Genomic DNA, 23,861 nt, shown 5'->3' on the forward strand with positions numbered 1-23,861 from the left:
AAATCGAATACCTACAATGACACATTTATTATCACTTACGGAGATGCTCTCCATAATTCTAATTGAACAATCAAGTATTGTTTTAGGCTTGTCTATATCTGTTGCTTTTTTCCTTATATTACTACTTTTAGGGTTAAGAAAGTCTTACTTATTAAGAAAAGAAAGTGAAAAATTAAATGAAACTTTTACAATGGACACTGAAGAAGAAAACAAAACATATAGAGACTTTACTGAAGGACACATGTATGATAACAACTAAAAATAATTCAAAAATATATAAACTAAAAATGCCTCGAATTATCGAGGCATTTTTTTGTATTGATTTTTAAAAATTATCTTACTAATTTTCTATATTTAATACGTTTCGGTATTAAATCTCCACCAAGACGTTGTTTTTTGTTTTCTTCGTAATCGCTAAATCCACCTTCAAAGAAATATACCTCAGAATTTCCTTCAAAAGCTAAAATATGCGTACATATTCTATCTAAAAACCATCTATCGTGACTAATAACGACTGCACAACCAGCAAAGTTTTCTAAACCTTCTTCTAAGGCTCTTAAAGTATTCACATCCAGATCATTTGTTGGCTCATCTAAAAGTAAGACGTTTCCTTCTTCTTTTAGTGTCATGGCTAAATGTAATCTGTTTCGTTCTCCACCAGATAGCATGTTTACTTTTTTGTTTTGCTCGCTACCGCTAAAGTTAAATCGACTTAAATAGGCTCTAGAATTCACTTGCTTGCCTCCCATCATAATCAACTCTTGTTCATCGCTAAAGTTTTGCCAAATAGTTTTTTCTGGATCAATATTAGAATGTGCTTGATCTACATAAGCGATTTTAGCAGTTTCTCCAACTTTAAATTCGCCTTTGTCAGGAGTTTCTTCACCCATTATCATTCTGAAAATAGTAGTTTTACCAGCTCCATTTGGACCAATAATTCCTACAATTCCAGCTTGAGGCAAGTTGAAATTTAAATTATCGTATAATAACTTATCATCGTAACCTTTGCTAACACCAACTGCTTCAATAACATTAGTTCCTAAACGAGGTCCATTTGGAATATAAATTTCCAGTTTCTCGTCTAATTGTTTCTGATCCTGACTTAATAATTTATCGTAGTTCTTTAAACGTGCTTTTTGTTTGGTTTGTCTTCCTTTTGCACCTTGTCTCACCCATTCCAACTCACGTTCTAAGGTTTTCTGACGTTTAGAAGCTGTTTTTCCTTCCTGTGCCATACGTTTTGATTTTTGATCTAACCATGACGAGTAATTTCCTTTCCATGGAATCCCTTCACCGCGATCTAATTCTAAAATCCACCCAGCTACATTGTCAAGAAAATATCTATCGTGCGTAACTGCAATTACAGTTCCTTTATATTGTGCTAAATGATGCTCTAACCAATGTACCGATTCTGCATCCAAGTGGTTGGTAGGCTCATCCAATAATAACACATCAGGCTCTTGTAATAATAATCTACACAAAGCCACACGACGGCGTTCTCCTCCTGAAAGAACACTTATTTTTTTATCGCCATCTGGAGTTCTTAAAGCATCCATGGCAATTACTAGTTTTGTATCTAATTCCCATGCATCTGAAGCATCAATTTCATCTTGTAAAACAGCTTGTCTGTTCATGAGTTTTTCCATCTTATCCGGATCACTATACACTTCTTCAAGCCCAAACATATCGTTAATTTTATTGTATTCCTCAAGAATAGCAACCGTTTCGGCTGCTCCTTCTTTTACAATTTCCATAACGGTTTTATTTTCATCTAATTTTGGTTCTTGCTCTAAATAACCAACAGAATAACCTGGAGAAAACACCACATCTCCTTGATAATTATTATCAACTCCAGCTATAATTTTAAGTAAGGTAGATTTACCAGAACCGTTAAGTCCTAATATTCCAATTTTTGCACCATAAAAGAAACTTAAATAAATATTCTTTAATACTGGTGTATTTGCACTTTGATAGGTCTTGGTTAAACCAGACATTGAGAAAATTACTTTTTTATCGTCGCTCATTACATTCTTCCTTTTAAAGCATTAAACACCCAAGCAATAGAAAAGAAGCCAATTCCAACTGCTGCAAATCCCCAACCTGCTACATCGTCATATCTAAAAGCACCTAATGCAATTAATGCTAAACCTACAAATATCATAATCCAAGTAGCCCAAGCTAAAACCGTATTTTTATTCATTGCCATATTCTATATCTTTTTATTAACATTTTGTCGAAAGACAAATATCGTGATTTTTTAAACAATAAAAGCATCCAAAAAGATGCTTTTTCATTATCTGTATTACAAGTTTTTAAATCATTGGAATTTCTATAAAAAGGAGACTTGAATCTTCTTTTGCTTTTATTGAAAAACCATCTACTTCCGATATCCCCATTGCATCTCTAGTTTCTAAAGCTTCATCTTTAATTGCAATATTCCCAAAGATATTCATAATATAAACCCCATGATACTTAGACTTTAATCGATACTTAAAAGTTTCATCACTATCTAAATCAATTCTTGAAATAAGAGCATCTTGATGAATTTTTAAACTTCCTTCATGATTTTCGTCAATGGAAGACACCAAAACTTGAAGTGTATTTTTTCTATCTGCTTCATTAAATGTTTTCTGACCATAACGTGGTGCCACATTTTGCTTATTTGGTATTATCCATATTTGAAACAAACTTAAATGCTCATTGTCAGACCCATTAATTTCAGAATGTTGGACACCTGTACCAGCACTCATAACTTGCACTTCTTCTGGAAGCACTTGTTGCCACACTTCTTGCATATTATCACGATGTTTTAATACACCACTTAACGGAATGGTAATAATTTCCATATTATCGTGTGGATGATTACCAAACCCCATTTTAGGAGCTATAACGTCATCGTTTAGAACTCGTAATGCTCCAAATTGTATTTTGTCTTTATCAAAGTAACTTGCAAAACTAAATGAATGGTTCGCTTGTAGCCAACCATGATTTGCAAAACCTCTACTGTCTGCTTTATGTACTATAGTCTTCATAAATTAGATTTTATGAGTCTCCATGGAAACTATTTAATTAATTTTTATTTTATCGCATTTTATCTAATAAATCGCTTAAAAGTTGTGCTTCTTCTTCAGTAATATTTTTAACTAAATCGTCATTAAAATTATCAGATATTTCCTCTAGTAATTTCATTCCCCCGTTGGTTATTTTAATATGCACTACACGTCTATCTTTAGGACAAGGCAAACGTTCAATCAAATTTTTATCACATAACTTATCCATTAAACGTGTTGCATTTGGCGATCTATCTATCATCCGTTCTTTAATAGCTTGAACTTTTAATGGTGTATTTGCACCACGTAATATTCGTAAAATATTATATTGTTGTGGTGAGATACCAAAAGGCTTAAAAAACGTATTTTGGTAACTTGTTATCCAATTTGCTGTATAAAGGATGTTGATTAATGCTTTTACTTTATTATTAGCAAATTTAGAATTGACGTCTTTAGATATATCTCCCATGATCTAAATTTTAAGCAAGTCTATCTGAATATTCATGTTTCTTTTTAAAAACTGCTGTTGCGAAAGGACAAAGTGGAATTGCCACAATATTATTTTTTCGCATAAATTGCACAGATGCCTCAACTAATTTATAGCCAACTCCTTGTCCTTTTAATTTTTCTCCTACCTCTGTATGGTCTATAATAATTTTATTTGATCCCGCATATGTATAAGTCATTTCTGCTTCTTGTTTGCCTTCTATATCAATGTAAAATTTTCCTTTTTTTCCGTTATCTTCTTGTTTAATTTCCATAATTATATAGCTTTATTAAATTCTTTAACTTTTGTAGTTAATTCTAAATTCAATGTATCATCTATGATTTTTCCATCTAAAAAATTAGTGCCAAAAAAAGGCAAAGAAAACACTTCAATAATTTTAGCATCATGTCTAGGAAATCTGTCTTTCGCTATTGCTAAAACCGAAGCTCCACCTCTACCTCCTGGAGATGCTGCCATTAAAAGCATGGGTTTATTCATAAATGTTTTTTGTTCTGCCCTAGACATCCAATCAAACAAATTTTTAAATACAGCAGAATAAGCGCCATTATGCTCTGCTAAAGATAAAATGATGCCATTAGACGATTTAATTTTATCTAAGAACTTTATAGCGTTTTCAGGAATGCCTTGCTCCTCTTCTAAATCGACACCAAATACTGGTAAACTAAAATCATTCAAATCTAATAGTTCGATCGTTGTGTTTTCTAATAATTCTGAAGCATAAGTTGCTAATTGTTTATTAATAGACTTTTTACTATTACTCCCTGCAAATACAATAACTTTTTTCATATTAAGCTTGTGTTTTTTTATTAAAAATATAAGACACAATTAGTAATAATAATGCCAATAAAGCTGTTAAATGTTCTCCATCATGAATCATAAAATGGGCGAAAAAGGCAAGAATAAATGCGAAAAAGAAGCCTGCGTATGCCCATTCTTTTATAATTTTAAAATTAGGATTCCAAATGGCAAATAAACCCACTAATTTAATAACTGCATAAGGGTAAACAATATAAGTTGGATAGCCAAAACTGGTAAACATTTGCACAACTTCATCATAATTAAAAAAATACATGCCAGCTGAAAACAATATTAAAACGGTTAACAGACCTGTAGCTACATAATAAACAATCTTATTCTTTTTCATAAATATATTTTTGATTTTGTGGTACAAAGATACAATAAAATATATTAGTTTCCTAGGGAACTATTTACATGTAATGTTATTTAACAAAATATTCGCTTTTAATCCATGTTCTACTTTTGTAAATTCGTAGCAAATAAATATTTGTATGGACATTAACTTCAACAAAAACGAAGATCATAATAAACTTTTAGTATCTGATTTAAAAAAACGATTTGCACAAGTGAAACTTGGAGGTGGTAAAAAAAATATTGAAAAACACCATTCCAAAGGCAAAATGACTGCTAGAGAACGAATTGATTACTTATTAGACACTAAAAAAGATAGAATAGAAATAGCTGCTTTTGCTGGAGAAGATATGTACGAAGAACATGGTGGATGTCCTTCTGGTGGTGTGGTTGTTAAAATTGGCTATATTAAAGGAAAGCAATGTATGGTTGTGGCAAACGATGCCACAGTAAAGGCTGGAGCCTGGTTTCCAATTACTGGAAAAAAGAATTTGCGCGCTCAAGAAATAGCTATTGAAAACAAATTACCTATTATTTATTTAGTAGATTCTGCTGGAGTATATCTACCAATGCAAGATGAAATATTCCCAGACAAAGAACATTTTGGACGTATTTTTAGGAACAATGCCATCATGAGTAGTTTAGGAATTACTCAAATTGCAGCTGTTATGGGTAGTTGTGTGGCTGGAGGGGCTTATTTACCAATTATGAGTGATGAAGCCATGATTGTAGATAAAACTGGAAGTATTTTTTTAGCAGGAAGCTATTTGGTTAAAGCTGCCATTGGTGAAACTATAGATAATGAAACTTTAGGTGGTGCAACAACGCATTGTGAAATTTCTGGGGTAACCGATTATAAAGCCAAAGACGATAAAGATGCCTTAGATAGAATTAAAAACATTATTGATAAAATTGGCGATTTTGATAAAGCAGGATTTAATAGAACTGATTCAAAGAAACCAACTGAAAAACAAGAAGATATTTATGGTATTTTACCTAAATCTCGTGCAGATCAATACGATATGTACGAAATTATAAAACGTTTAGTTGACAAGTCTGAATTTGATGAATACAAAGCTGGCTATGGTAAAACCATTATAACTGCTTATGCCAGAATCGATGGTTGGGCTGTTGGAATTGTTGCTAATCAAAGAAAATTGGTTAAAACCAAACAAGGAGAAATGCAATTTGGAGGTGTTATCTATAATGATAGCGCAGACAAAGCAACACGTTTTATAGCCAATTGCAATCAAAAGAAAATTCCTCTTGTATTCTTACAGGACGTTACCGGTTTTATGGTTGGAAGTAAAAGCGAGCATGGTGGAATTATTAAAGATGGTGCTAAAATGGTAAATGCTGTTAGTAATTCTGTAGTACCAAAATTCACAATCATCCTCGGAAATAGTTATGGCGCCGGAAATTATGCCATGTGTGGCAAAGCTTACGACCCTAGATTAATAGTCGCTTGGCCAAGTGCTGAATTGGCTGTTATGAGTGGTAATAGTGCTGCTAAAGTATTATTGCAAATTGAAAAAGCTTCGCTTAAAAAGAAAGGCGAAGTGATTACTAAAGAAAAGGAAGACGAATTATTCAATAAAATTAAAGATAGATACGACAGACAAGTGTCTCCTTATTATGCGGCTTCTAGAATTTGGACAGATGCTGTAATCGACCCATTAGATACAAGAAAATGGATTAGTATGGGAATTGAAGCAGCCAACCACGCTCCTATCGAGAAAAAATTTAATTTAGGAGTGATTCAGGTGTAATTAAAATCATGTTTAAAAATTTCGTATCTTAAAGACTGATAATCAAACATTTCAGTCATGGAAAAAATTAAAACCTTAAACAAGTGGGCAAATGCGCATACATATTACCCATTAGATGTTTTACGAATTGCCTTGGGTGTGTTATTATTTATTAAAGGCATCCATTTTGTGTCTAATACCGAACTCTTAGTCGAATTAATTAAACCAATGAATAATTATGCAGGAAGCATGATTATGGCACACTATGTAGCTGCTTCTCACTTAGTTGGTGGTGCTTTAATAGTTTTTGGTTTATTAACCCGATGGGCCGTAATTGCACAACTACCTATTTTAATTGGAGCTATTATTATCAATTTTGTTGGAGAATTTAATACAACAAACTTATTAATGGCCACAATTACGTTTCTAGTATGTGTGTTTTTTATGTTCTACGGATCTGGGAAACATTCGTCAGATTACTATTTTAAAATGCAGCAATAGTTTATTTAATAATTGACAAGGTTTTTAAACGTTGAATCTTACCTGAAGTAGTTTCAATAAATTTTGAAACTGCATAAATTTTCTTTGGCTTTTCATAAGCTTCTAAACTTTCAAAAACAGAAGCAGGTAGCGTATTGCTTTCAGCTTCTAATATAAGAATTAACCTATCTCCTAATATTTCATCAGCTTCCGAAGTAATAAAAAAACGATTTGAAATTTTTGCTTTTAATTTGTCTTCTATTTGTTCTGGAAAGAATTTTATACCTCCAGAATTTATGACATTGTCTATTCTTCCTAACCATTCAAAAGAGGTCTCCGAATGCAGCTTAACCACATCATTAGTCATAATTATCTCTTTAGAAAGTTGTGGAGCTTCGATAACTAAACAATCTCTGTCGTCTTGAGAAATAGTAACATTTGGAAGTGTCTTGTAAAATAATTCTTGGTCCGTAGTCGAAGTCGATTTTTCAAAATTATTTAATTGTTTTACAGCAATATGTGTGATGGTTTCTGTCATACCATATGTAGCATAAACCTTCGTATTTAGACTTTGAATTTGCTCAATAAGCTCAGGAGACATTGGAGCTCCACCAACAATAAGTTTTTTTATAAGACCTAATCTTTTAAAGTTACCCTGAACCTGCATAGGTATCATAGCACAAAAATCATAGTGTTTCTTAGTACTGAAATTTAAAACAGTTCCAGGTTCTACAACATCTATTTGCCAACCCAAAATAATAGCTCGAACCAGCATCATTTTTCCGGCAATAAACTCTGTAGGTAAACAATGTAACACTTTATCTCCTGGTTTTAAATCAAAATAATTACCAGTAGCTATAGCAGAATGCACCATTGCCTGTTTTTTAATTTTAATAGTTTTAGGCTTTCCTGTAGTACCAGACGTTTTGGTTTTTATAAAATCTTTAGAATCTAACCAATCTGCTAAGAAATCGCCAAGAGCTTTTTCAAAAGGTTTTCCTTCTTTTATTAAACTACAGGCCACATCATTAAGTTCTTGATGCGTATAATTAGAGTTATTTAATTTGAATTTATTATGTACTTTGTTATAATTAGGTATCAAAGGTTTTATTCTTAAAAGTTACTTTCTTCTTCTTCTTCTTCAACCACTTCTACTATTGGCTCTTCAATAGCACCAAATAATTTTTCATTCCAATTAGTCCAGTTATATTTTTTAGAAAACACCAATAGCAATAAAGGAAACACAATAAAAACAGGCATGAATATTTCTGCAAAATTAGCTGAAGTAGGCTCAGACATGTCTTTTAAAACAGAATGCGTTTGAAAAGCTGTCCAATCTGCTGTAACCAATAAGGCTGTAAACAAATTGTTTGCTGCATGAAAGCCTAATGCTAACTCTAAGCCATCGTCCATAAGTGTCATAATACCTAAAAACAATCCTGTTCCAATATAATAAACCATAATAACGTAACCTAGTTTTTCTACTTCTGGATTTGCAATATGTAATAACCCAAAAACTATAGAAGTAAATAATAATGGCAGCCACTTATTTTTAACTAAAACGCCAATTCCTTGCATTAAATAGCCTCTAAATAAATATTCTTCAAAACTAGTTTGCAATGGAACTAATACTATAGCTATTACACATAGAATTAAAAATGGTTGCAACTTAAAGTTAATTACATAGTCTTCAGGAGACATATAATAATCTAATAGAATAAAACCAGAACTAACAATTCCCCATAAAATAAAAGCAAACCACACACGTTTCCAATCGATTTTTGATCTCGAAGTTGTAAGCAATGTGATACTTTGTTTATGAAGGAATTTAACGACTAGAAACAATCCAACCAATCCAACTGCAAAAGAAAGCAACATGAGAAACAAATTTAAATTAGGCTCTAAAATGTTCATCATTTTCGTTTCGTCCATGCCAATAACACTATCGCCATCGCTCATAGCTTTAACAAATATGGCAGCTGTAAACGGTATCTGACCAATAATAACAGCAACAATAACAATTAATAAACCAATTAAATATCTCCACCAATCATGAAGCACTTGAAACGTTTGAACTATATACATGTTTTATAAATTAAAATTCCAATTTGTGTTTTTTTGATATTGCAATGTACCATTTTTTACTTGTAAAGGTGATGTAAAATTGTTTGTGAATAACCCCCCTGTTCCAAGTCCTTGAGGCAAATTACTTTTTAAAGCATAAGTCCATTGAGCAATAGCATTTAAACCTACATTACTTTCTAAAGCACTTGTAATCCACCAACCTGTTTTTTGATTCTTAGCAATATGAATCCAGTCATTACTTCCTGAAAACCCTCCTACTAAACTAGGTTTTAGAATTATGTATTGAGGTTTTATAGTTTGAAGCAAAGCTTCCTTTTTTTCTTTTGAAAATACGCCAATAAGTTCTTCATCTAGTGCAATTGGTAGAGGAGACTTTTCGCATAATTTTGCCATTTCTTGAATCTGACCTTGTTTTATAGGTTGCTCTATAGAATGAATTTGTAATTCTGAAAGCTTGTTAAGTTTTTCAAGAGCTTCAGATGGATGAAATGCACCATTTGCATCCACTCTTAACGCTATTTCATTTGAAGAAAACTCATTTCTTATTGATTTCAATAAATTCATTTCAGTTTGAAAATCTATTGCTCCAATTTTCATTTTAATACAAGAATAACCAGCCTCAATTTTATCTTTAATTTGCTGTTTCATATAGCTTTCAGTTCCCATCCAAATCAAACCGTTTATAGGAATTGAACCTTTACTTTGAGAGAAATTAGAAGTGAAAATTTCAAAAGGATCATCATTTTTAAAAGAAGCAAAAGCTGTTTCTAGACCAAATTGAATACTTGGAAACTTATAGAGTTCATCTAATAAAACGTCTAACCCTAAATGAATGTTGAGGCAAGTCCATTGCAAAATATCTTCGTAATGTACTACATCATCCACACTTAACCCACGAAACAAACCACACTCTCCTATGCCAATTCTACCTTCTTTTTCAAGCTTTATAAACCAAGTTTCCTTAGTTTTTAAAACACCCCTGGAAGTGCCACTAGGTCGTTTAAAATGTAAAATGTATTTCTGGTAAGTTGCAGTCATATTTAAATTCAAAAATACTTAAAATATTTTGTACATTAGGCTTCCAAAGACATAATAAACATGCCGAATTTTCCAAATCTCATACATTTTGCCATTCCTTTTTTTGTAATTTCAATGCTATTGGAATTATTTATTACAACTAGAAAGGAAATTAAAACATACGAAACTAAAGACGCCTTCACCTCTATTGCTTTGGGTTTAGGCAATGTTTTTTTAGGACTTTTAAGTAAAGGGCTTGTTTTATTGGCTTTATTTTTTGTTTATGAAAATTTTAGGTTTTTCACTATTCCAGTAACATGGTGGAGCTTTGTTTTACTTCTGTTTGCTGACGATTTATCCTATTATTTGTTTCATAGAGTATCGCATGAATGTCGTTTGTTTTGGGCTTCTCATGTTGTGCATCATTCGTCTCAACATTATAATTTAAGTACAGCTTTAAGACAAACATGGTCTGGTGGTTTTTACACCTTTATTTTTTGGTTGTGGTTACCATTATTAGGATTTCATCCAGCCATGATTTTATTACAAATGTCTATCAGTTTGCTTTATCAATTTTGGATCCATACAGAAACTATAAACAAACTTCCAAAATGGTTTGAGGCTGTTATGAACACACCATCTCATCATAGAGTTCATCATGGTAGCAACCCTATATATTTAGATAGAAATCATGCAGGGATTTTTATTATTTGGGATAAACTATTTGGAACATTTCAACCAGAACTTGAAGAAGAAAAAGTGGTTTATGGCTTAGTAACCAATATCAATACTTACAATCCTGTAAAAGTAGCTTTTATTGAATGGTATAACATGTTTAAAGATATGTTTTCTGGGAAAAAATCTTTTGAGAACAGGTTAAAATACTTAATTAAACCACCAGGCTGGAAACACGATGGTACTGGAAAAGTGAGTGACGATTTAAGAAAAGAATGGCTTAAAACCAACATGAAATCTCAAAGTACTTTAGAAAATATGCAGACTACTTTTTCTGCTAAAAGCAAAAACAAAACAGCATGACCTTTAAAAATAAAGTTGTTTGGATTACTGGAGCTTCTAGTGGTATTGGCAAAGGATTAACACTAGAATTGGCTAAATTAGATTGTAAATTAATTCTTTCTGCTAGAAATGGTGAAAAACTTGAAGAAGTAAAAGCAGCATGTGGGAATTTAGAAAACATTCAAATACTTCCATTCGATTTGGCTGATTATGCTAATATGAAACTAGTTGTTGAAGATGCACTTAAACTCTTTGGAAAAGTAGATCTTTTAATTAACAATGGTGGTATTAGTCAGCGCTCTCCAATAATAGAAACATCAATTGAAGTTGATAAAAAATTGATGGATATTGATTATTTAGGAACTGTAGCTTTAAGTAAAGCTCTTTTGCCACATTTTGTTTCCAACCAATCTGGTTATTATGTTGTTGTATCCAGTCTTATGGGGAAATTTAGTTCTCCACTACGTTCTGCTTATTGTGGTGCTAAACATGCCTTACATGGCTTTTTTGATGCTTTACGGTTAGAGCATGATAATGATAATATTAAAGTAACCCTGATTTGCCCAGGATTTGTAAATACGGATGTTGCTAGAAATGCTTTAACTGCAAATGGCAGCAAGCAAGGTTATCAAGATGAAATGACTGAAAACGGTTTACACGTTGATGTTTTTGTTAAGCGTATGCTGAAAGCAATTCAAAAAGAAAAGTACGAAGCATATATTGGTAAATTTGAAGCTTATGGCATTTATGTTAAACGTTTTTTTCCTAAGCTACTTCATAAATTAGTATTAAAAAGCAAGGTTAATTAACCTTGTTCTGTTCTGCGAAATTTTTAAAATTCACCAACCACTTATTCACTTGTTTTTTAAATATTCCAGGAAAAAGTAATGCCAACGCTTTTGGAACAAAACCTCTAAATGCTGTATAATGAATTTCTGAAATATATTTAGTTGTAAAATTATCAATAGCTACAAATTGACAAAGCATGGTATTATCCATATGTTTATGGTGATAGCTTGCAAAAAAAGAGTCAGGTAAGTTGTTATCAATAATAGTTTCCGTTAATTCCATGTCATCTTTTCCCATTTTCATCTTAAAAAGCAGTTTAGAAACTGCTCCATTTTCACCTTCAAGACCTTTAATAAGCTCTTTACTAATAAACCCTTCTTGATACTCCGTTAAATGCTCTGGATTCGCAAACAGTCTAGATACTTCAATTTTAGGTAGATTAATATCTATGGAACAGGTAAACTTCATATTTATTATTTAAAGCTCAATACTTTCTCCTATCTCTAATAGCATCAAATCTTTATTTTTATCGAAGAATTTTCTTTTGGCTTCTTCATGATCAATTTCAATATAACCAAAAGTATCAAAGTGATAACCTAAAATTTTATCACATTGCACAAAATCGCTTGCCAGAATCGCATCATCAATTCCCATAGTAAAGTTATCACCTATTGGCAAAATAGCAAGATCTAATTTAATTTGAAGTGGTATGAGTTTCATATCCATAGTCAGTGCTGTATCTCCAGCAATGTAAATATTTTTACGTTCGCCTTCAATAACAAAACCACCTGGTTGTCCACCATAACTCCCATCAGGAAATGAAGAGGTATGAATAGCGTTTACATATTTTACATTTCCAAATTCAAAATCCCAGCTTCCACCATGATTCATTGGGTGTCCTTCAAAACCTTTATTCTGAAAATGCGATACAATTTCATAATTAGAAACAATAACGGCATCTGTACGTTTGGCTATAATTTCAACATCTAAAATATGATCTTGATGCGCATGAGTTAATAAAATATAATCAGCTTTTAAAGTATTTAAATCAATATGTGAAGCTTTTTCATTTGCAGAAATAAAAGGGTCTACCAGAATATGAACATCGTTCACTTCAATTCCTATACTTGCATGACCATAAAATGTAATTTTCATTTTTGAGTGTTTTTTAAAACTTGAAAATACAAAAAAACTCAAACAAATTATATTAATCTGTTTGAGTTTTTCAATCCCCAAATATGAAGTATTATTTACACTTCACTTATTGATAATAACCTACCAACAATTAAATATAAGACTTATTTATTTGAAAAACAAGTGTTTATGTGTTTTATTATAATAAGAACATTACAATAAATGACCTATTGCTAACAAAATACTCAGGAAAAAAGTAGTTAATGCCAGTTTTTTAAGTTCAGAATCTAACAACCTTGGTTCCTTGTTTTTATAGACCGTAACAAGGTGAATTATTAACGGAATATAGGTAACAAAATAAATAAGGTTGAAAATAGATGTATAATATAGAATACCATATAAAAGAGACACTATAATGGCAGAAATGATTAAAAAATAATGATAGATTTTACCTTTTTTATAGCCCATTTTAACTACAAGCGTATTTTTATTGGCTTTTTTATCTGAATCAACATCTCTTAGGTTATTCAAATTTAAAACTGCGACACTCAATAAACCTATTGTACATGCGGGTAAAATGGTAATATGATCGAACTGTCTTGAAAACAACACATAACCACCTATGACACTCACTAAACCAAAAAAAACAAAAACAAATATATCTCCAAGCCCTTTATAACCGTAAGCATTGCTTCCTATTGTATATTTAATGGCTGCATAAATAGATAATAAACCCAAACCAAAAAACAACATGGCTAATAAAAAATGGTTTATTCCAAATGCAGCTAATATTAAAAAGAAAGCTAGTCCAATAGATATTAGAATATTTATTTTTATAGCTTCAAACATGCTATTGGCTGTTATTTTCCCACTTTGCAACGCACGTTCTGGACCAATTCTATCTATATTATCTGTTCCTTTAACGCCATCTCCGTAATCGTTTGCAATATTTGAGAGTATCTGTAAACTCAATGTAGTTAGAATGGCTAAAACCAATACTACCCAATCGAAAAAACCATTGTATTCGGCTAGACTTCCCGCTACAATAATTCCAGAAACAGATAATGGAAGCGTTCTTAATCTAAAGGCAGATATCCACGTTTTAATATTTTCTAACATAAATAAGTTTTTATTCTATAGATTATGGGATCCATTTTTTAGGGAAATTTGGCTTTCTTTTTTCAAGAAAAGCATCACGACCTTCTTTAGCCTCGTCTGTCATATACGCTAAACGAGTTGCTTCTCCAGCAAATACTTGCTGTCCTACCATGCCATCGTCTGTTAAATTCATTGCAAATTTAAGCATCTTTATGGATGTAGGTGATTTTGCCAAAATTTCCTGAGCCCATTCATAAGCTGTATCTTCTAAGGCTCCATGAGGAATAACAGCATTTACCATGCCCATATCATAAGCTTCTTGAGCAGAATAATTTCTTCCTAAGAAAAAGATTTCTCGTGCTTTTTTTTGTCCAACCATTTTAGCTAAATAAGCCGATCCATAACCACCATCGAAACTAGTGACGTCTGCATCTGTTTGCTTAAAAATAGCATGTTCTTTACTGGCTAGAGTTAAATCGCAAACCACATGTAAACTATGTCCTCCACCAACAGCCCAACCCGGAACTACAGCAATAACGGCCTTTGGCATAAACCTAATAAGGCGTTGTACTTCAAGAATATTTAATCTGTGATATCCATCGTCTCCAACATAGCCTTGATGACCTCTAGCTTGTTGGTCTCCTCCAGAACAAAATGAATAAACACCATCTTTAGTTGAAGGACCTTCGGCAGATAATAGAACCACTCCAATGTTTACGTCTTCTCCAGCATCATAAAAAGCATCGTATAGTTCTTTGGTAGTTTTTGGTCTAAACGCATTTCTAACATTTGGTCTATTAAAGGCTATTCTTGCAACACCATTACATTTCTTATAGGTTATGTCTTCGTATTCTTTAGCTGTTTTCCAGTTAATATCACTCATAGTCTTGTGAAATTTACTGTGTAAAAATACATAATTACAGCAAATATTAAAGTGCATCGTTGCTTTTATACTTTAAAAATTTTAACTTAGTTTGTAACCTGCATATACTTAAAGTCCAAAAATTGCATTAGCACATTTAATTATTGCGTATTTTATTATTAAACCAAAGCTGTTTATGTCAAAACCTGTTCTCAAATCTTATTTATCTACTCAGATTCTAAAAACCTATAATTTTAAAATAGGTGACTTTTATTTTTTTGAGAATTTTATTGTGGTTGAATATGCAGAAAACATTGTTGTTTCCATGGATGTTTTACAAACTATAAAAAAAATTGTTATGCAACACTTTCCAAATAACAAACCATTTGGAATAATTGTAAATAAAATTCACCCATTTAATACCGTTCCAACAGACGCCATGAAACTAGAAAAAGAAGCTCCAAATTTAGTGGTTACGGCTGTTGTAAGTGAAGACTTTACTCAGACGGTCAATTTTGACCTAGAAAATCATTTTTTTAAACAAATTAACCGTCGTTTATTCTCTAATCTAGAAGAAGCTGAGAAATGGGTTAACGAGAAAATTGAAACTAAAAAAGGTTCATTAAATTAAATAAATTCCGTCTTCTTTAATATCTATAAGTTTCTGCTTATATAAAGACCCTACAGCTTTTTTAAAGCTTTTTTTACTCATTTTAAGTAATAACTTAATGGTTTCAGGATCAGATTTATCTGTTAAGTTCAGATAGCCACTATTATCACGAAGCTCTATCATAATAGCATCTGCATTTGGTTCGATATTTCTATAACCTATTTGTCCAAGAACAACATCAATTTTATTATCAGGTCTAATTTTCTTAATGTATCCTTTTAATCGATCTCCAACGCTTAAATCCTGAAAGATATCGTCATTAAAAATAAGTCCTAAATGCTTTTTATTAATAATAACATTCATGCCAATATCTGAAGGATGAGAGACAATTAAATCGACTTCTTCAAACTCTTTTACAGTGAGTTTCTTATTGTCTAAAAACTGGTTTGTTTTACTTGAAGCAACCAATCTATCACTTTTTTCGTCTAAAAAACAATAAACAAAATACCAGCCTCCTGCTTTCATTTTAAAAGCTTGTTCTCTAAATGGGCAGAATAATTCTTTAACCATTCCCCAATCTAGAAAGGCACCATGATCTGTAACTGCATTACATCTTAAAAGTGCAAAATCGCCATTCTTAATATATGGTTTATCTGTAACTGCAACTAAACGTTCTTCATTGTCTAAATAAACAAATACTTCTATTTTTTCCCAAATTGTAAAAGTTTCAGGAACGTATCTGTTTGGCAATAACACTTCATTTCCTTCATCATCTGCTAAATATAGTCCTTGTTCCGATTCCCGAAGTATTTCTAAGGTATTGTATTCTCCTAAATGTATCATGCTGCAAAGGTAGTAATATTAGGTTTGAGAAGTAAAAAATTAAATAATAGATTTTGATTTACTTTATAAATTTAAAATAATCTAAAAGCACCTGATCGTTAATTATTCGAGGCGTAAAAATTTCTAACAATTTTGGCTGATTAGTTTCAGTGAAAAAAGTCTTCAACTGCGTTTTTAATTGCTTTTCATTTATAGCAGTTGCATAATCGAAATCATACATTTTACATAAATGTTTTGCAGTTAAGTCATGAGTAGTTTCAAAAAAAGTTTCGAATTTCTTAGAATTTTTATCTCCGGGAAGTATTCTAAAAATTCCACCTCCTTGATTATTTACAAGAATAATTCTAAAATTATTAGGAATAAAATTGTTCCACAAAGCATTACTATCGTAAAAAAAGCTTAGATCTCCTGTAATTAAAGTGGTCTGTTCTTTTCTGGCTTTGGCACAACCAATAGCAGTACTTGTGCTTCCATCGATACCACTTGTACCCCGATTACAAAAAACCTGAATGGATTTCTTTAAATCGAAAAGTTGCGCATATCTTACTGCAGAACTATTCCCTAATTGTAAAATACTTTGTTCTGGTATGGCTTTTAAAACCGCATCGAAAACTTTGAAATCGGAATACGGTATGTCGTTTAAATACGTTAGTTGTTTATTTTCTCTATGAGATTTAACATCGTTCCAAAACGGCTTATAATCGCTTTTAACGAAATGTGTTAATCTTGGTAACAAGGCATTAAAGAACTGATTTGGTGTTGCTTCTATATGTTTATCTAAACAAAAAAAGGTGTCGTTCGCATGTTTTTTATCAATATGCCAATGATGCTTTGGTTGAAATTTTCTTAAAAACCCTTTTATTTTTTTAGAAACTATTAACCCTCCAAAAGTAACTAATACATCTGGTTGTAATTGTTTAAACTCCTCTTCGGTTAAAGGTGCTATAATTTTATCGATGCTATTAAAAAACTGTTTATTATGAACATTTGAAGTTGTTTCTGTAAACACAATAACACTATTGTCTTTAGACAAATCATCTAAAATTTGCTGCTCGATTTTATTTGGTTGATTGGCACCGATTAAAATCATTTTTTTTGAATAGCTATTCCAATCGTCATAACATTCCTGTATAAAGAAATCGTCAATTTTCTTCTTTCTTACTTCTACATCAATAACTTTAGGTTTAACCTCTAGTTTATCTGTAGTTTCATAAAGAGGCTCTTCAAAAGGGATGTTTATATGTACTGGTCCATTACTAGATATGGCTCTGTTTAAAGCTGTATTTATTTTTGTTTCGTTTTCATCATCTAATTCCTGTTTAACACCTAAAATACGTTCCAGTTTATTTTCAATAGATTTTATGATTGCTGGTTCTGCTTCGTTATTATTTTTAGGACCATGTTCAAAATTCAACTTTAAATTGGCTGAATTAAGAATATGGTTTTCAAACACGTTTTTTTGATTAATGGTCTGTCCATCCCCAATACCAATTAAATATTTAGGTCTATCTGCCGAGAGTATCACCAAAGGAATATCGCTATAGAAAGCTTCAGCAACAGCTGGATAATAATTAAGCAATGCACTTCCTGAGGTGCAAACCAAAACCACAGGACTTTCTAATTGTTGGGCGATTCCAAGAGCAAAAAAGCCTGCGCAACGCTCATCTACAATGCTGTAGCATGAAAAGTAAGGATCGTTTGTAAAACCAATTGTTAATGGCGCATTTCTACTTCCAGGAGAAATAACTATGTGCTGAATATTTTTGGCTTTACACAACTGAATAACAGTTTGTGCAAGAGGGTTTTTTGGGTATAGCATGTTAGATAAAATCTAGCTGTAAATGTAGTAAATAGGTTTACCAAATAAAATTATTGCAAAACCTTTTTCATGACCTCAGATTTGGCGATCGTTTCTTGCCATTCGGCTTCAGGAATTGAATCTTTGGTAATCCCTCCTCCTATATAAATACTAGCTGTATTATCTGAAATTTGCATACAACGAAGATTAACAAACAAGTTTGAAATTTTTTTTACAGAAGCATACGCATTATTCTCAACATTACGTCTGTTAGAATTTCTTATTGTTTTTTCTTGCAGATTTAATTCACCCAAAAAACCAGTATAATATTCTCTATTGTAACTTTCATGCTTTAAAATAAACTGTTTCGCTTTTTCTTTTGGCAAACCACAAACAGCTGGTGTTGGGTGAAGTGCTTCAAGCACTTCTTTAAGGTTTATTTCCTTAAAATTTACAATTCCTGAAATGACTGTTTTTAGATGAACAATGTTACCAGCCCTTACTGTTTCTGTTTCGGACTTAAAAATATTGCTAACCGAATTCTGCAAACTATTTACTATAAAATCTGTAACAAACTGTTGTTCTTCTTTTTCTTTGTTTTCCCAAATAATATCAAGTGTGCCGTTATATTTTTGGGTTCCAGCTAAAGCCATGGTTTTAAAACGAGAGCCTTCTACTTCAATTAAAGTTTCAGGTGTTGCTCCTAACCATAATCCAATTTTTGGATGATACCAACAATATACAAATGCAGATTGGTAATTTTGAAGTAGGCTTTTAAAAATTTCTATCGGATTTGTTTCAGAAAATTCTACAGTTTCACATCTAGATAAAACAACTTTTTGAAATTGATTCTTTTTAATGGCATCAATCCCTTTTTGTACAAGGTTAATGTGTTGTGGTTTATCAAATTCTAAATTTTTAAAAATAGATTGACGTGTCTCACTAACGTTATAATTTACTAAATCGCATTCAATTGATAATGAATCTTTTATTGGTATTAGAATTGCATCATTGGAGGCATCGAATGGAGCAAAAACAAAACCTTTCTCTGTATAATCTTTAATAACATGAACAGCATCAGTGTTTTGAAGCATGGCATTAATACATGTACTCTTCGGTTTTCTATATGCTACAAACGGTTTTTTATTATCTAATTGCTGCTGTATGGAATTGAAAAAATCTTCAGAAGTCATTATATCTTTTTTGGAAGCGAAATGGTTGAAAGTTTACAAACAGACACCAAATTATCAAGGTCGTCTGTCACTCTAATATCCAATAATTGAGTTGTTCTTCCTTTGTGTAAAAAAGTAGCTTTAGCGTGAACATAACCATCTGTAACACTTTTTAAATGGTTGGCAGTTATCTCTATGCCTCTAACAAAAAAAGTATCTAAATCAGTAAATAGATGAGATGCAAAACTACCCACGCTTTCTGCCAATGCTGCAGTAGCTCCACCATGCAACACGCCATCTGGCTGATACACTCTAGAATTTACTGGCATTCTAGCAACTAAAAAATCATCGCCAAAATCGGTAATTTCTATTTCTAACGTTTCCATTAAGGTGTTTTTACTCACTTTATTTAACTCAACTAAATGCTCTTTTTTGGATAATGACATAGATTTCTTGTATTTTTAAAATCGAAATGTAAAAGTACGAAATGAATTTAGAAGAAAAAGAAATATCCTATACAACTACTAATAGTTATGCAACCTTAAACACCTTGACAGATAAAACAAAACATGTTTGGTTTGTATGTCATGGTATGGGTTATTTAAGCAGGTATTTTTTAAGATATTTTAGTGGATTAAATGCAGATGAAAACTACCTTATAGCACCACAAGCTCAAAGCAAATACTACATACCTCCAAAATTTAAACATGTTGGTTCTAGCTGGTTAACAAAAGAAAACACGCTTAAAGAAACAGAGAATGTCTTGCGTTATTTTGATGCTGTTTTTGAAGCTGAGCAAATTTCGGAAGATAAAAACTTAATTGTTTTAGGTTATTCACAAGGTGTTAGTGTGGCTACAAGATATGTTGCTAAAAGAAAAATAGCATGTTCGCAATTGGTACTACATTCCGGAGGAATTCCAAAAGAATTAACTACAAATGATTTTAGTTTTATCAACGCAAAAGTAACCATGATTTATGGCAATGAAGATGAGTATTTAAATGAAAAACGTATTTTACATGAAACCCAAAGAGCCAAAGAATTATTTGGTGCTAATTTAAAAATAATTCCTTTTGAAGGAAAACATATTGTTAATGTAGAACTTATACATGCTTTGGTTTAGGACATGACAGCACCTCAATTAGAAAACACTTTTGTAAAACTCTCACTATTAGATTTGAGCAATTACAAACAGCTTCATGATATCGCTAGCGAAAAAGACTTAATTTACTACTCTCCTAGCAATATTTCGACACCAGATACACTAAAAGAATACGTGCAAACTGCTGTAGATGGTTATTACAGAAAAACTACCATTCCATTTATTATTTATGATAAAAAAACAAAAACCTATGCAGGAAGCACACGTTTTGGATTGATAAACTGGAATAATAAAGTGCTTCATATTGGTTGGACTTGGATTGGAAAAAAGTTTCAAGGTTCTGGATTAAATAAACAGATGAAATTTTTAATGCTTCAGTATGCGTTTGAAACCTTGTTATTTGAAAAAGTTGAATTTAGAATCGACGAACGAAACATACGTTCTAGAAAAGCAGCAGAAAAACTTGGAGCTACTTTAGAAGGTGTTTTAAGAAAAGACACACTTATGCAAGATGGTTTTAGACGCAATACTTGTTGTTATGGCATTTTAAAAGAAGAATGGCCAGATATTAAAAAGACTGTTTTTAATGGGTTATAGTGATATTAATTGAAATTTCATTTGTAAAAAAAACACGAAACTAATCTAATAATTCATCCATTAAAGCGCATATTTTGTTAAGAATTAAACCTTCAGAATGCTTAATATATTTTTCAGTTAAATTTGAAATTTCATGATGTAAGGTTACTTCCTTGTCATTAGTCCAATCAATTCTTCTAAATGGAATACCAGAAATAGGTTTTTCAGAAAACTCCACAATATTTCCTTTCACGATCCCTTTGTTTTTTAGCCAAGTAAAAACTCTGTGATTGTTTAAAAACGCTAAAATAAAATAGATGCTTTCTTTTGTTTCTTTTTTGGGAAATATAGCAGTAACATCTTGTGTTGGGAAGATTCCAGAAGGAACATAGGCAAATCTAAAATTATCTTTATTGGATATGCGCTCCTTGCAAGGCACAAATATTCTTGGGGTTTTAGAATTAAATAAATGATGATTTCTTAAAAACACCCAATGCCAATAAGGTATTGTTCTATTGTATTGGTATCTTTTGTCTAATCGATCTTTTAAAGGTGTTAGTTTTTTATAAAAATTTGGGAAATTTTGTTTAAAGTTTTTTTCGTCTTCAACTTCATTTGCAAAAATATAATGTGTTGTTTTATTATAACCGAATGGTTCTAAATTTTTAGCCTTTATGACTTTAATTGTATGGGCTGATTCAATGTCATTTAATTGTTCATCTTTTAACTGAAATGCCTTATCCAAACCACTAACCATACCATTTCCTATATCGCAAACATCTCCTATGGTTGGATATGTTGAAATTGTAGTTGAAGAAAATAAATCATGTTTTATTGAAGTTTCAGAACCACAACTTTTTTCAAATGCTTCTATTTTATCTATTTCAGCCACATTTGTGAGTAGCCATCTTTTATTTTTCTCAAATTGAGGAACTGAGAACTTTTTAATGTTTGAATTAGATTTTTCTTCCTTAATTTGATTTAATATTTTAGGGCTTAAAATTCTGTTTTTATAATATTTTACAACATCAATTTTTTTGCTTTTATTTTTAGATTTAATGTATTTAAAAACGACAACAGAAACCGTTGCGTTATTGAATATTGGAGTTTCATTAAAATGAATAATCTTTTCAAAATACCCGTTTTCAACCATATAATTTCTTAAAGTAATAGAATGTGTGGTGTTCATCCAATATTCCGGGCAAATAAAAATAAGCTGTCCATTATCTTCAAGTAATTCAATTGACTTTAAGATAAAAATATATAAGTAGTCGCATAAACTATTAAAATAGGTGTTCCATAGTGCATTTGTTGCTAGTTCTTCTTTAAGTTCTTTTTCAAGATTTTTCCAACGAATGTATGGTGGATTTCCAATGATAAGTTGGAATTTTTCTTTAATATTAGAAGACACAAAACTTTTATAGGTCACAAAATCGAATTGTTTCCCTAGTTCACTATCAATCTCGAATGCTGTTAAATTATAAAACCCTCGCTTTAATAAAACATCTAAAAAAATGCCTTCTCCACAAGAAGGTTCTAATATGGACGAGTTTGTATCTATTTCCGCTAAATCTACCATGAATTCAGCAACCATAGATGGTGTAAAATATTGTCCATATTTATTCTTTGAGGATTGCTCTACTATCGATATACTTTCATCAAACATGCTATATTCTTTAGTGATTCTGCAAGTTACTAATTTAGTATTGCTTTGTTAAATATGAGTATGATTCATCATTAGTCAATGTAAAAAAACATCTATTATAAACTAAAAAAGGTTTCCTTTTTAAGAGAAACACTTTTTTAAAATTTATGCAGATATGTTTTTTTACAGTTTTTAGGTAATTAGTTTTTTAATAATTTTTTTGGTCGGTAAAATTTCTGTGGTATGCTCAATGCTTGGCCCTGCAACCCAAACCGTTTTATAAGTCGCTTGTGTAGCTGCTTTAGTAGTTGCATTCATACCAATAGAAAAACGAATCATTTTTACCCATTTTTTAAGTTTCTTGTTTTTATTTAAAATAGATTCTAACTTAGATTCTTTGGTTCCTATTTTTTGTACATAAGGTGTATTAATAACTGTGCAAGGTGTCCCCGAAATACGTTGCGTCATTACAATATCTTTAGCACCATAATCTACACAGGCTTGTTTGTATTCTTCAGTTACTTCGGCTTCTACTGAGGCTATAAAAGGACTTCCAACGGAAACACCATCTGCTCCATAACTTAGCATTCTATCAATGTCTGCTTTACATCCTACACCTCCAGCAGAAATAACAGGAATAGAAATGTTGTCTTTAAGAAGCTTTATTAATTCTTCAGGTGAATAATTTCCTCTATGTCCTCCTGCTTGATTATTAACACAAATAGCAGCATCTGCTCCAAGACTTTCAACCTTTTGCGCAAATTTTAAATCGGTAACATCACAAAACACTTTTATACCAACTGCATGTGCCTGATTGATAGTTTCTTCTGGGCTACCTAATGATGTAATAATAAAATCGCAACCTTCTTCACAAAGCACTCTTAATTGCTCTTTATATTTGATGTTAGATTTGTTTACAATCAGATTATAACCAAAAGATCCTCCTTCAACTTTCGCTGCTTTTAATTCTTGTATGGAAGCTCTCAACTCTTCTAAAGTTCTGTAATTTAAGGCAGGAATACAGCCTGCAATGCCACCTTTCATGGCTTCAATAACCATGGCAGTGTTAGACACCAAAAACATAGGAGCTTGTATAATAGGATATGTTATATTTAAGAGTTGGGTAAGTTGAGTTTGCATAGGAGGTTTTTGTTTATGGACAAATATACTACAATTTA

At 31.5% G+C, this 23,861-nt stretch carries 28 protein-coding genes; 8 read left to right on the forward strand and 20 right to left on the reverse strand.

From position 1 onward, the window contains the following. Positions 1 to 16: 16 nt before the first annotated feature. Positions 17 to 259 carry a hypothetical protein gene (locus tag ACI5KZ_RS04195; protein ID WP_109309595.1) on the forward strand — a complete coding sequence of 81 codons (243 nt, stop codon included), beginning with the start codon at positions 17 to 19 and terminating at the stop codon, positions 257 to 259. Between the two features lie 73 nt (positions 260 to 332). On the opposite strand, the gene ettA is transcribed toward ACI5KZ_RS04195, so the two are convergent. The 7 genes from ettA to ACI5KZ_RS04230 all read right to left on the reverse strand — a co-directional run bounded on the left by ettA (position 333) and on the right by ACI5KZ_RS04230 (position 4,702). Beyond that, on the reverse strand, positions 333 to 2,024 hold the full coding sequence (gene ettA / locus ACI5KZ_RS04200) for an energy-dependent translational throttle protein EttA (RefSeq protein WP_406846998.1): 1,692 nt from the start codon (positions 2,022 to 2,024) through the stop codon (positions 333 to 335). After that, a complete protein-coding gene (locus ACI5KZ_RS04205) occupies positions 2,024 to 2,206 on the reverse strand; it encodes a CAL67264 family membrane protein (RefSeq protein WP_055444644.1) in 183 nt (60 codons plus the stop codon). Before ACI5KZ_RS04205 ends, ettA begins: the two co-directional genes overlap by 1 nt. Before the next feature lie 106 nt (positions 2,207 to 2,312). Further along, positions 2,313 to 3,032 carry a pirin family protein gene (locus tag ACI5KZ_RS04210; RefSeq protein WP_109309597.1) on the reverse strand — a complete coding sequence of 240 codons (720 nt, stop codon included), beginning with the start codon at positions 3,030 to 3,032 and terminating at the stop codon, positions 2,313 to 2,315. 49 nt (positions 3,033 to 3,081) lie between these two features. Then, complete coding sequence (locus tag ACI5KZ_RS04215; protein ID WP_109309598.1) at positions 3,082 to 3,519, reverse strand: MarR family winged helix-turn-helix transcriptional regulator; 438 nt, start codon at positions 3,517 to 3,519, stop codon at positions 3,082 to 3,084. 10 nt (positions 3,520 to 3,529) lie between these two features. Then, complete coding sequence (locus ACI5KZ_RS04220; protein ID WP_406846999.1) at positions 3,530 to 3,811, reverse strand: GNAT family N-acetyltransferase; 282 nt, start codon at positions 3,809 to 3,811, stop codon at positions 3,530 to 3,532. Positions 3,812 to 3,813: 2 nt separating this feature from the next. Next, positions 3,814 to 4,344, reverse strand: a complete 531-nt coding sequence (locus tag ACI5KZ_RS04225) for an NADPH-dependent FMN reductase (RefSeq protein ID WP_406847000.1) — start codon at positions 4,342 to 4,344, stop codon at positions 3,814 to 3,816. Between the two features lies 1 nt (position 4,345). Further along, entirely contained in the window at positions 4,346 to 4,702 is a 357-nt protein-coding gene (locus ACI5KZ_RS04230; RefSeq protein WP_109309601.1) for a DoxX family protein, read from the reverse strand. Positions 4,703 to 4,847: 145 nt separating this feature from the next. On the opposite strand from ACI5KZ_RS04230, the gene ACI5KZ_RS04235 reads away from it, so the two are divergent. Next, entirely contained in the window at positions 4,848 to 6,476 is a 1,629-nt protein-coding gene (locus tag ACI5KZ_RS04235) for an acyl-CoA carboxylase subunit beta (protein WP_109309602.1), read from the forward strand. Between the two features lie 57 nt (positions 6,477 to 6,533). Beyond that, the gene (locus tag ACI5KZ_RS04240; RefSeq protein WP_109309603.1) at positions 6,534 to 6,956 is read left to right on the forward strand and encodes a DoxX family protein; all 423 of its coding nucleotides are present in this window, start codon (positions 6,534 to 6,536) and stop codon (positions 6,954 to 6,956) included. A 1-nt stretch (position 6,957) separates the two neighbouring features. Here ACI5KZ_RS04240 and ACI5KZ_RS04245 read toward each other — a convergent pair whose 3' ends face one another. Genes ACI5KZ_RS04245 through ACI5KZ_RS04255 form a run of 3 tightly spaced genes read right to left on the reverse strand, consistent with a single transcriptional unit; the run spans position 6,958 to position 10,058 of the window. Next, the gene (locus ACI5KZ_RS04245) at positions 6,958 to 8,037 is read right to left on the reverse strand and encodes an AMP-binding protein (protein WP_109309604.1); all 1,080 of its coding nucleotides are present in this window, start codon (positions 8,035 to 8,037) and stop codon (positions 6,958 to 6,960) included. Positions 8,038 to 8,048: 11 nt separating this feature from the next. After that, positions 8,049 to 9,020, reverse strand: coding sequence for a lysostaphin resistance A-like protein (locus ACI5KZ_RS04250; RefSeq protein ID WP_406847001.1), 972 nt, complete (start codon positions 9,018 to 9,020; stop codon positions 8,049 to 8,051). A gap of 3 nt (positions 9,021 to 9,023) precedes the next feature. After that, positions 9,024 to 10,058 carry an o-succinylbenzoate synthase gene (locus ACI5KZ_RS04255; protein WP_109309606.1) on the reverse strand — a complete coding sequence of 345 codons (1,035 nt, stop codon included), beginning with the start codon at positions 10,056 to 10,058 and terminating at the stop codon, positions 9,024 to 9,026. 60 nt (positions 10,059 to 10,118) lie between these two features. On the opposite strand from ACI5KZ_RS04255, the gene ACI5KZ_RS04260 reads away from it, so the two are divergent. Together ACI5KZ_RS04260 and ACI5KZ_RS04265 are read left to right on the forward strand one after the other, a co-directional pair. Next, the gene (locus ACI5KZ_RS04260; protein ID WP_109309607.1) at positions 10,119 to 11,075 is read left to right on the forward strand and encodes a sterol desaturase family protein; all 957 of its coding nucleotides are present in this window, start codon (positions 10,119 to 10,121) and stop codon (positions 11,073 to 11,075) included. Further along, complete coding sequence (locus ACI5KZ_RS04265; protein ID WP_406847002.1) at positions 11,072 to 11,863, forward strand: SDR family oxidoreductase; 792 nt, start codon at positions 11,072 to 11,074, stop codon at positions 11,861 to 11,863. Before ACI5KZ_RS04260 ends, ACI5KZ_RS04265 begins: the two co-directional genes overlap by 4 nt. Here the strand turns inward: ACI5KZ_RS04265 and ACI5KZ_RS04270 are convergent. The 4 genes from ACI5KZ_RS04270 to ACI5KZ_RS04285 all read right to left on the reverse strand — a co-directional run bounded on the left by ACI5KZ_RS04270 (position 11,856) and on the right by ACI5KZ_RS04285 (position 14,958). Then, positions 11,856 to 12,311: an SRPBCC family protein gene (locus ACI5KZ_RS04270; protein WP_406847003.1), complete on the reverse strand. Its 456-nt coding sequence runs from the start codon at positions 12,309 to 12,311 to the stop codon at positions 11,856 to 11,858. The genes ACI5KZ_RS04265 and ACI5KZ_RS04270 overlap by 8 nt on opposite strands. 9 nt (positions 12,312 to 12,320) lie before the next feature. Then, positions 12,321 to 12,998, reverse strand: a complete 678-nt coding sequence (locus tag ACI5KZ_RS04275) for a metal-dependent hydrolase (RefSeq protein ID WP_109309610.1) — start codon at positions 12,996 to 12,998, stop codon at positions 12,321 to 12,323. Positions 12,999 to 13,190: 192 nt separating this feature from the next. Beyond that, positions 13,191 to 14,096: a 1,4-dihydroxy-2-naphthoate octaprenyltransferase gene (gene menA / locus ACI5KZ_RS04280; protein WP_109309611.1), complete on the reverse strand. Its 906-nt coding sequence runs from the start codon at positions 14,094 to 14,096 to the stop codon at positions 13,191 to 13,193. 22 nt (positions 14,097 to 14,118) lie between these two features. Continuing rightward, entirely contained in the window at positions 14,119 to 14,958 is an 840-nt protein-coding gene (locus ACI5KZ_RS04285; RefSeq protein WP_109309612.1) for a 1,4-dihydroxy-2-naphthoyl-CoA synthase, read from the reverse strand. 175 nt (positions 14,959 to 15,133) lie between these two features. On the opposite strand from ACI5KZ_RS04285, the gene ACI5KZ_RS04290 reads away from it, so the two are divergent. Beyond that, positions 15,134 to 15,568, forward strand: a complete 435-nt coding sequence (locus ACI5KZ_RS04290) for a hypothetical protein (protein ID WP_406847004.1) — start codon at positions 15,134 to 15,136, stop codon at positions 15,566 to 15,568. Here the strand turns inward: ACI5KZ_RS04290 and ACI5KZ_RS04295 are convergent. Genes ACI5KZ_RS04295 through ACI5KZ_RS04310 form a run of 4 tightly spaced genes read right to left on the reverse strand, consistent with a single transcriptional unit; the run spans position 15,560 to position 19,806 of the window. Then, entirely contained in the window at positions 15,560 to 16,390 is an 831-nt protein-coding gene (locus ACI5KZ_RS04295) for a S1 RNA-binding domain-containing protein (protein ID WP_109309614.1), read from the reverse strand. The two genes, ACI5KZ_RS04290 and ACI5KZ_RS04295, sit on opposite strands and share 9 nt — an antisense overlap. A gap of 58 nt (positions 16,391 to 16,448) precedes the next feature. Further along, positions 16,449 to 18,209 (reverse strand): 2-succinyl-5-enolpyruvyl-6-hydroxy-3-cyclohexene-1-carboxylate synthase, encoded by a 1,761-nt coding sequence (gene menD / locus ACI5KZ_RS04300; protein WP_406847005.1) that lies wholly within the window; start codon positions 18,207 to 18,209, stop codon positions 16,449 to 16,451. A 50-nt stretch (positions 18,210 to 18,259) separates the two neighbouring features. Beyond that, the gene (locus ACI5KZ_RS04305; protein ID WP_406847006.1) at positions 18,260 to 19,381 is read right to left on the reverse strand and encodes a chorismate-binding protein; all 1,122 of its coding nucleotides are present in this window, start codon (positions 19,379 to 19,381) and stop codon (positions 18,260 to 18,262) included. After that, a complete protein-coding gene (locus ACI5KZ_RS04310; RefSeq protein ID WP_406847007.1) occupies positions 19,381 to 19,806 on the reverse strand; it encodes a PaaI family thioesterase in 426 nt (141 codons plus the stop codon). Before ACI5KZ_RS04310 ends, ACI5KZ_RS04305 begins: the two co-directional genes overlap by 1 nt. 41 nt (positions 19,807 to 19,847) lie before the next feature. On the opposite strand from ACI5KZ_RS04310, the gene ACI5KZ_RS04315 reads away from it, so the two are divergent. Further along, positions 19,848 to 20,483 carry an alpha/beta hydrolase gene (locus ACI5KZ_RS04315; protein ID WP_406847008.1) on the forward strand — a complete coding sequence of 212 codons (636 nt, stop codon included), beginning with the start codon at positions 19,848 to 19,850 and terminating at the stop codon, positions 20,481 to 20,483. A gap of 3 nt (positions 20,484 to 20,486) precedes the next feature. Further along, positions 20,487 to 21,059 carry a GNAT family N-acetyltransferase gene (locus ACI5KZ_RS04320; RefSeq protein ID WP_406847009.1) on the forward strand — a complete coding sequence of 191 codons (573 nt, stop codon included), beginning with the start codon at positions 20,487 to 20,489 and terminating at the stop codon, positions 21,057 to 21,059. Between the two features lie 40 nt (positions 21,060 to 21,099). On the opposite strand, the gene ACI5KZ_RS04325 is transcribed toward ACI5KZ_RS04320, so the two are convergent. Both ACI5KZ_RS04325 and ACI5KZ_RS04330 read right to left on the reverse strand, forming a co-directional pair. After that, on the reverse strand, positions 21,100 to 22,704 hold the full coding sequence (locus ACI5KZ_RS04325; RefSeq protein WP_406847010.1) for a class I SAM-dependent DNA methyltransferase: 1,605 nt from the start codon (positions 22,702 to 22,704) through the stop codon (positions 21,100 to 21,102). A gap of 171 nt (positions 22,705 to 22,875) precedes the next feature. Continuing rightward, positions 22,876 to 23,850: an NAD(P)H-dependent flavin oxidoreductase gene (locus ACI5KZ_RS04330; protein WP_406847041.1), complete on the reverse strand. Its 975-nt coding sequence runs from the start codon at positions 23,848 to 23,850 to the stop codon at positions 22,876 to 22,878. Positions 23,851 to 23,861: the final 11 nt, after the last annotated feature.

The sequence above is a fragment of the Xanthomarina sp. GH4-25 genome (assembly GCF_045363175.1).
In the GTDB taxonomy this organism is placed as follows: domain Bacteria; phylum Bacteroidota; class Bacteroidia; order Flavobacteriales; family Flavobacteriaceae; genus Xanthomarina.

What these genes read in the sequence shown, in the direction of transcription:
- ACI5KZ_RS04220 (WP_406846999.1), bottom strand. Translation starts at nt 3,811, where the DNA reads ATGGAAATTAAACAAGAAGATAACGGAAAAAAAGGAAAATTTTACATT.
- ACI5KZ_RS04295 (WP_109309614.1), bottom strand. Translation starts at nt 16,390, where the DNA reads ATGATACATTTAGGAGAATACAATACCTTAGAAATACTTCGGGAATCG.
- ACI5KZ_RS04255 (WP_109309606.1), bottom strand. Translation starts at nt 10,058, where the DNA reads ATGACTGCAACTTACCAGAAATACATTTTACATTTTAAACGACCTAGT.
- ACI5KZ_RS04275 (WP_109309610.1), bottom strand. Translation starts at nt 12,998, where the DNA reads ATGAAAATTACATTTTATGGTCATGCAAGTATAGGAATTGAAGTGAAC.
- ACI5KZ_RS04305 (WP_406847006.1), bottom strand. Translation starts at nt 19,381, where the DNA reads ATGACTTCTGAAGATTTTTTCAATTCCATACAGCAGCAATTAGATAAT.
- ACI5KZ_RS04215 (WP_109309598.1), bottom strand. Translation starts at nt 3,519, where the DNA reads ATGGGAGATATATCTAAAGACGTCAATTCTAAATTTGCTAATAATAAA.
- ACI5KZ_RS04290 (WP_406847004.1), top strand. Translation starts at nt 15,134, where the DNA reads ATGTCAAAACCTGTTCTCAAATCTTATTTATCTACTCAGATTCTAAAA.
- ACI5KZ_RS04260 (WP_109309607.1), top strand. Translation starts at nt 10,119, where the DNA reads ATGCCGAATTTTCCAAATCTCATACATTTTGCCATTCCTTTTTTTGTA.
- ettA (WP_406846998.1), bottom strand. Translation starts at nt 2,024, where the DNA reads ATGAGCGACGATAAAAAAGTAATTTTCTCAATGTCTGGTTTAACCAAG.
- ACI5KZ_RS04320 (WP_406847009.1), top strand. Translation starts at nt 20,487, where the DNA reads ATGACAGCACCTCAATTAGAAAACACTTTTGTAAAACTCTCACTATTA.
- menD (WP_406847005.1), bottom strand. Translation starts at nt 18,209, where the DNA reads ATGCTATACCCAAAAAACCCTCTTGCACAAACTGTTATTCAGTTGTGT.
- ACI5KZ_RS04250 (WP_406847001.1), bottom strand. Translation starts at nt 9,020, where the DNA reads ATGTATATAGTTCAAACGTTTCAAGTGCTTCATGATTGGTGGAGATAT.
- ACI5KZ_RS04210 (WP_109309597.1), bottom strand. Translation starts at nt 3,032, where the DNA reads ATGAAGACTATAGTACATAAAGCAGACAGTAGAGGTTTTGCAAATCAT.
- ACI5KZ_RS04240 (WP_109309603.1), top strand. Translation starts at nt 6,534, where the DNA reads ATGGAAAAAATTAAAACCTTAAACAAGTGGGCAAATGCGCATACATAT.
- ACI5KZ_RS04310 (WP_406847007.1), bottom strand. Translation starts at nt 19,806, where the DNA reads ATGTCATTATCCAAAAAAGAGCATTTAGTTGAGTTAAATAAAGTGAGT.
- ACI5KZ_RS04285 (WP_109309612.1), bottom strand. Translation starts at nt 14,958, where the DNA reads ATGAGTGATATTAACTGGAAAACAGCTAAAGAATACGAAGACATAACC.
- ACI5KZ_RS04265 (WP_406847002.1), top strand. Translation starts at nt 11,072, where the DNA reads ATGACCTTTAAAAATAAAGTTGTTTGGATTACTGGAGCTTCTAGTGGT.
- ACI5KZ_RS04225 (WP_406847000.1), bottom strand. Translation starts at nt 4,344, where the DNA reads ATGAAAAAAGTTATTGTATTTGCAGGGAGTAATAGTAAAAAGTCTATT.
- ACI5KZ_RS04205 (WP_055444644.1), bottom strand. Translation starts at nt 2,206, where the DNA reads ATGGCAATGAATAAAAATACGGTTTTAGCTTGGGCTACTTGGATTATG.
- ACI5KZ_RS04230 (WP_109309601.1), bottom strand. Translation starts at nt 4,702, where the DNA reads ATGAAAAAGAATAAGATTGTTTATTATGTAGCTACAGGTCTGTTAACC.
- menA (WP_109309611.1), bottom strand. Translation starts at nt 14,096, where the DNA reads ATGTTAGAAAATATTAAAACGTGGATATCTGCCTTTAGATTAAGAACG.
- ACI5KZ_RS04325 (WP_406847010.1), bottom strand. Translation starts at nt 22,704, where the DNA reads ATGTTTGATGAAAGTATATCGATAGTAGAGCAATCCTCAAAGAATAAA.
- ACI5KZ_RS04270 (WP_406847003.1), bottom strand. Translation starts at nt 12,311, where the DNA reads ATGAAGTTTACCTGTTCCATAGATATTAATCTACCTAAAATTGAAGTA.
- ACI5KZ_RS04195 (WP_109309595.1), top strand. Translation starts at nt 17, where the DNA reads ATGACACATTTATTATCACTTACGGAGATGCTCTCCATAATTCTAATT.
- ACI5KZ_RS04235 (WP_109309602.1), top strand. Translation starts at nt 4,848, where the DNA reads ATGGACATTAACTTCAACAAAAACGAAGATCATAATAAACTTTTAGTA.
- ACI5KZ_RS04315 (WP_406847008.1), top strand. Translation starts at nt 19,848, where the DNA reads ATGAATTTAGAAGAAAAAGAAATATCCTATACAACTACTAATAGTTAT.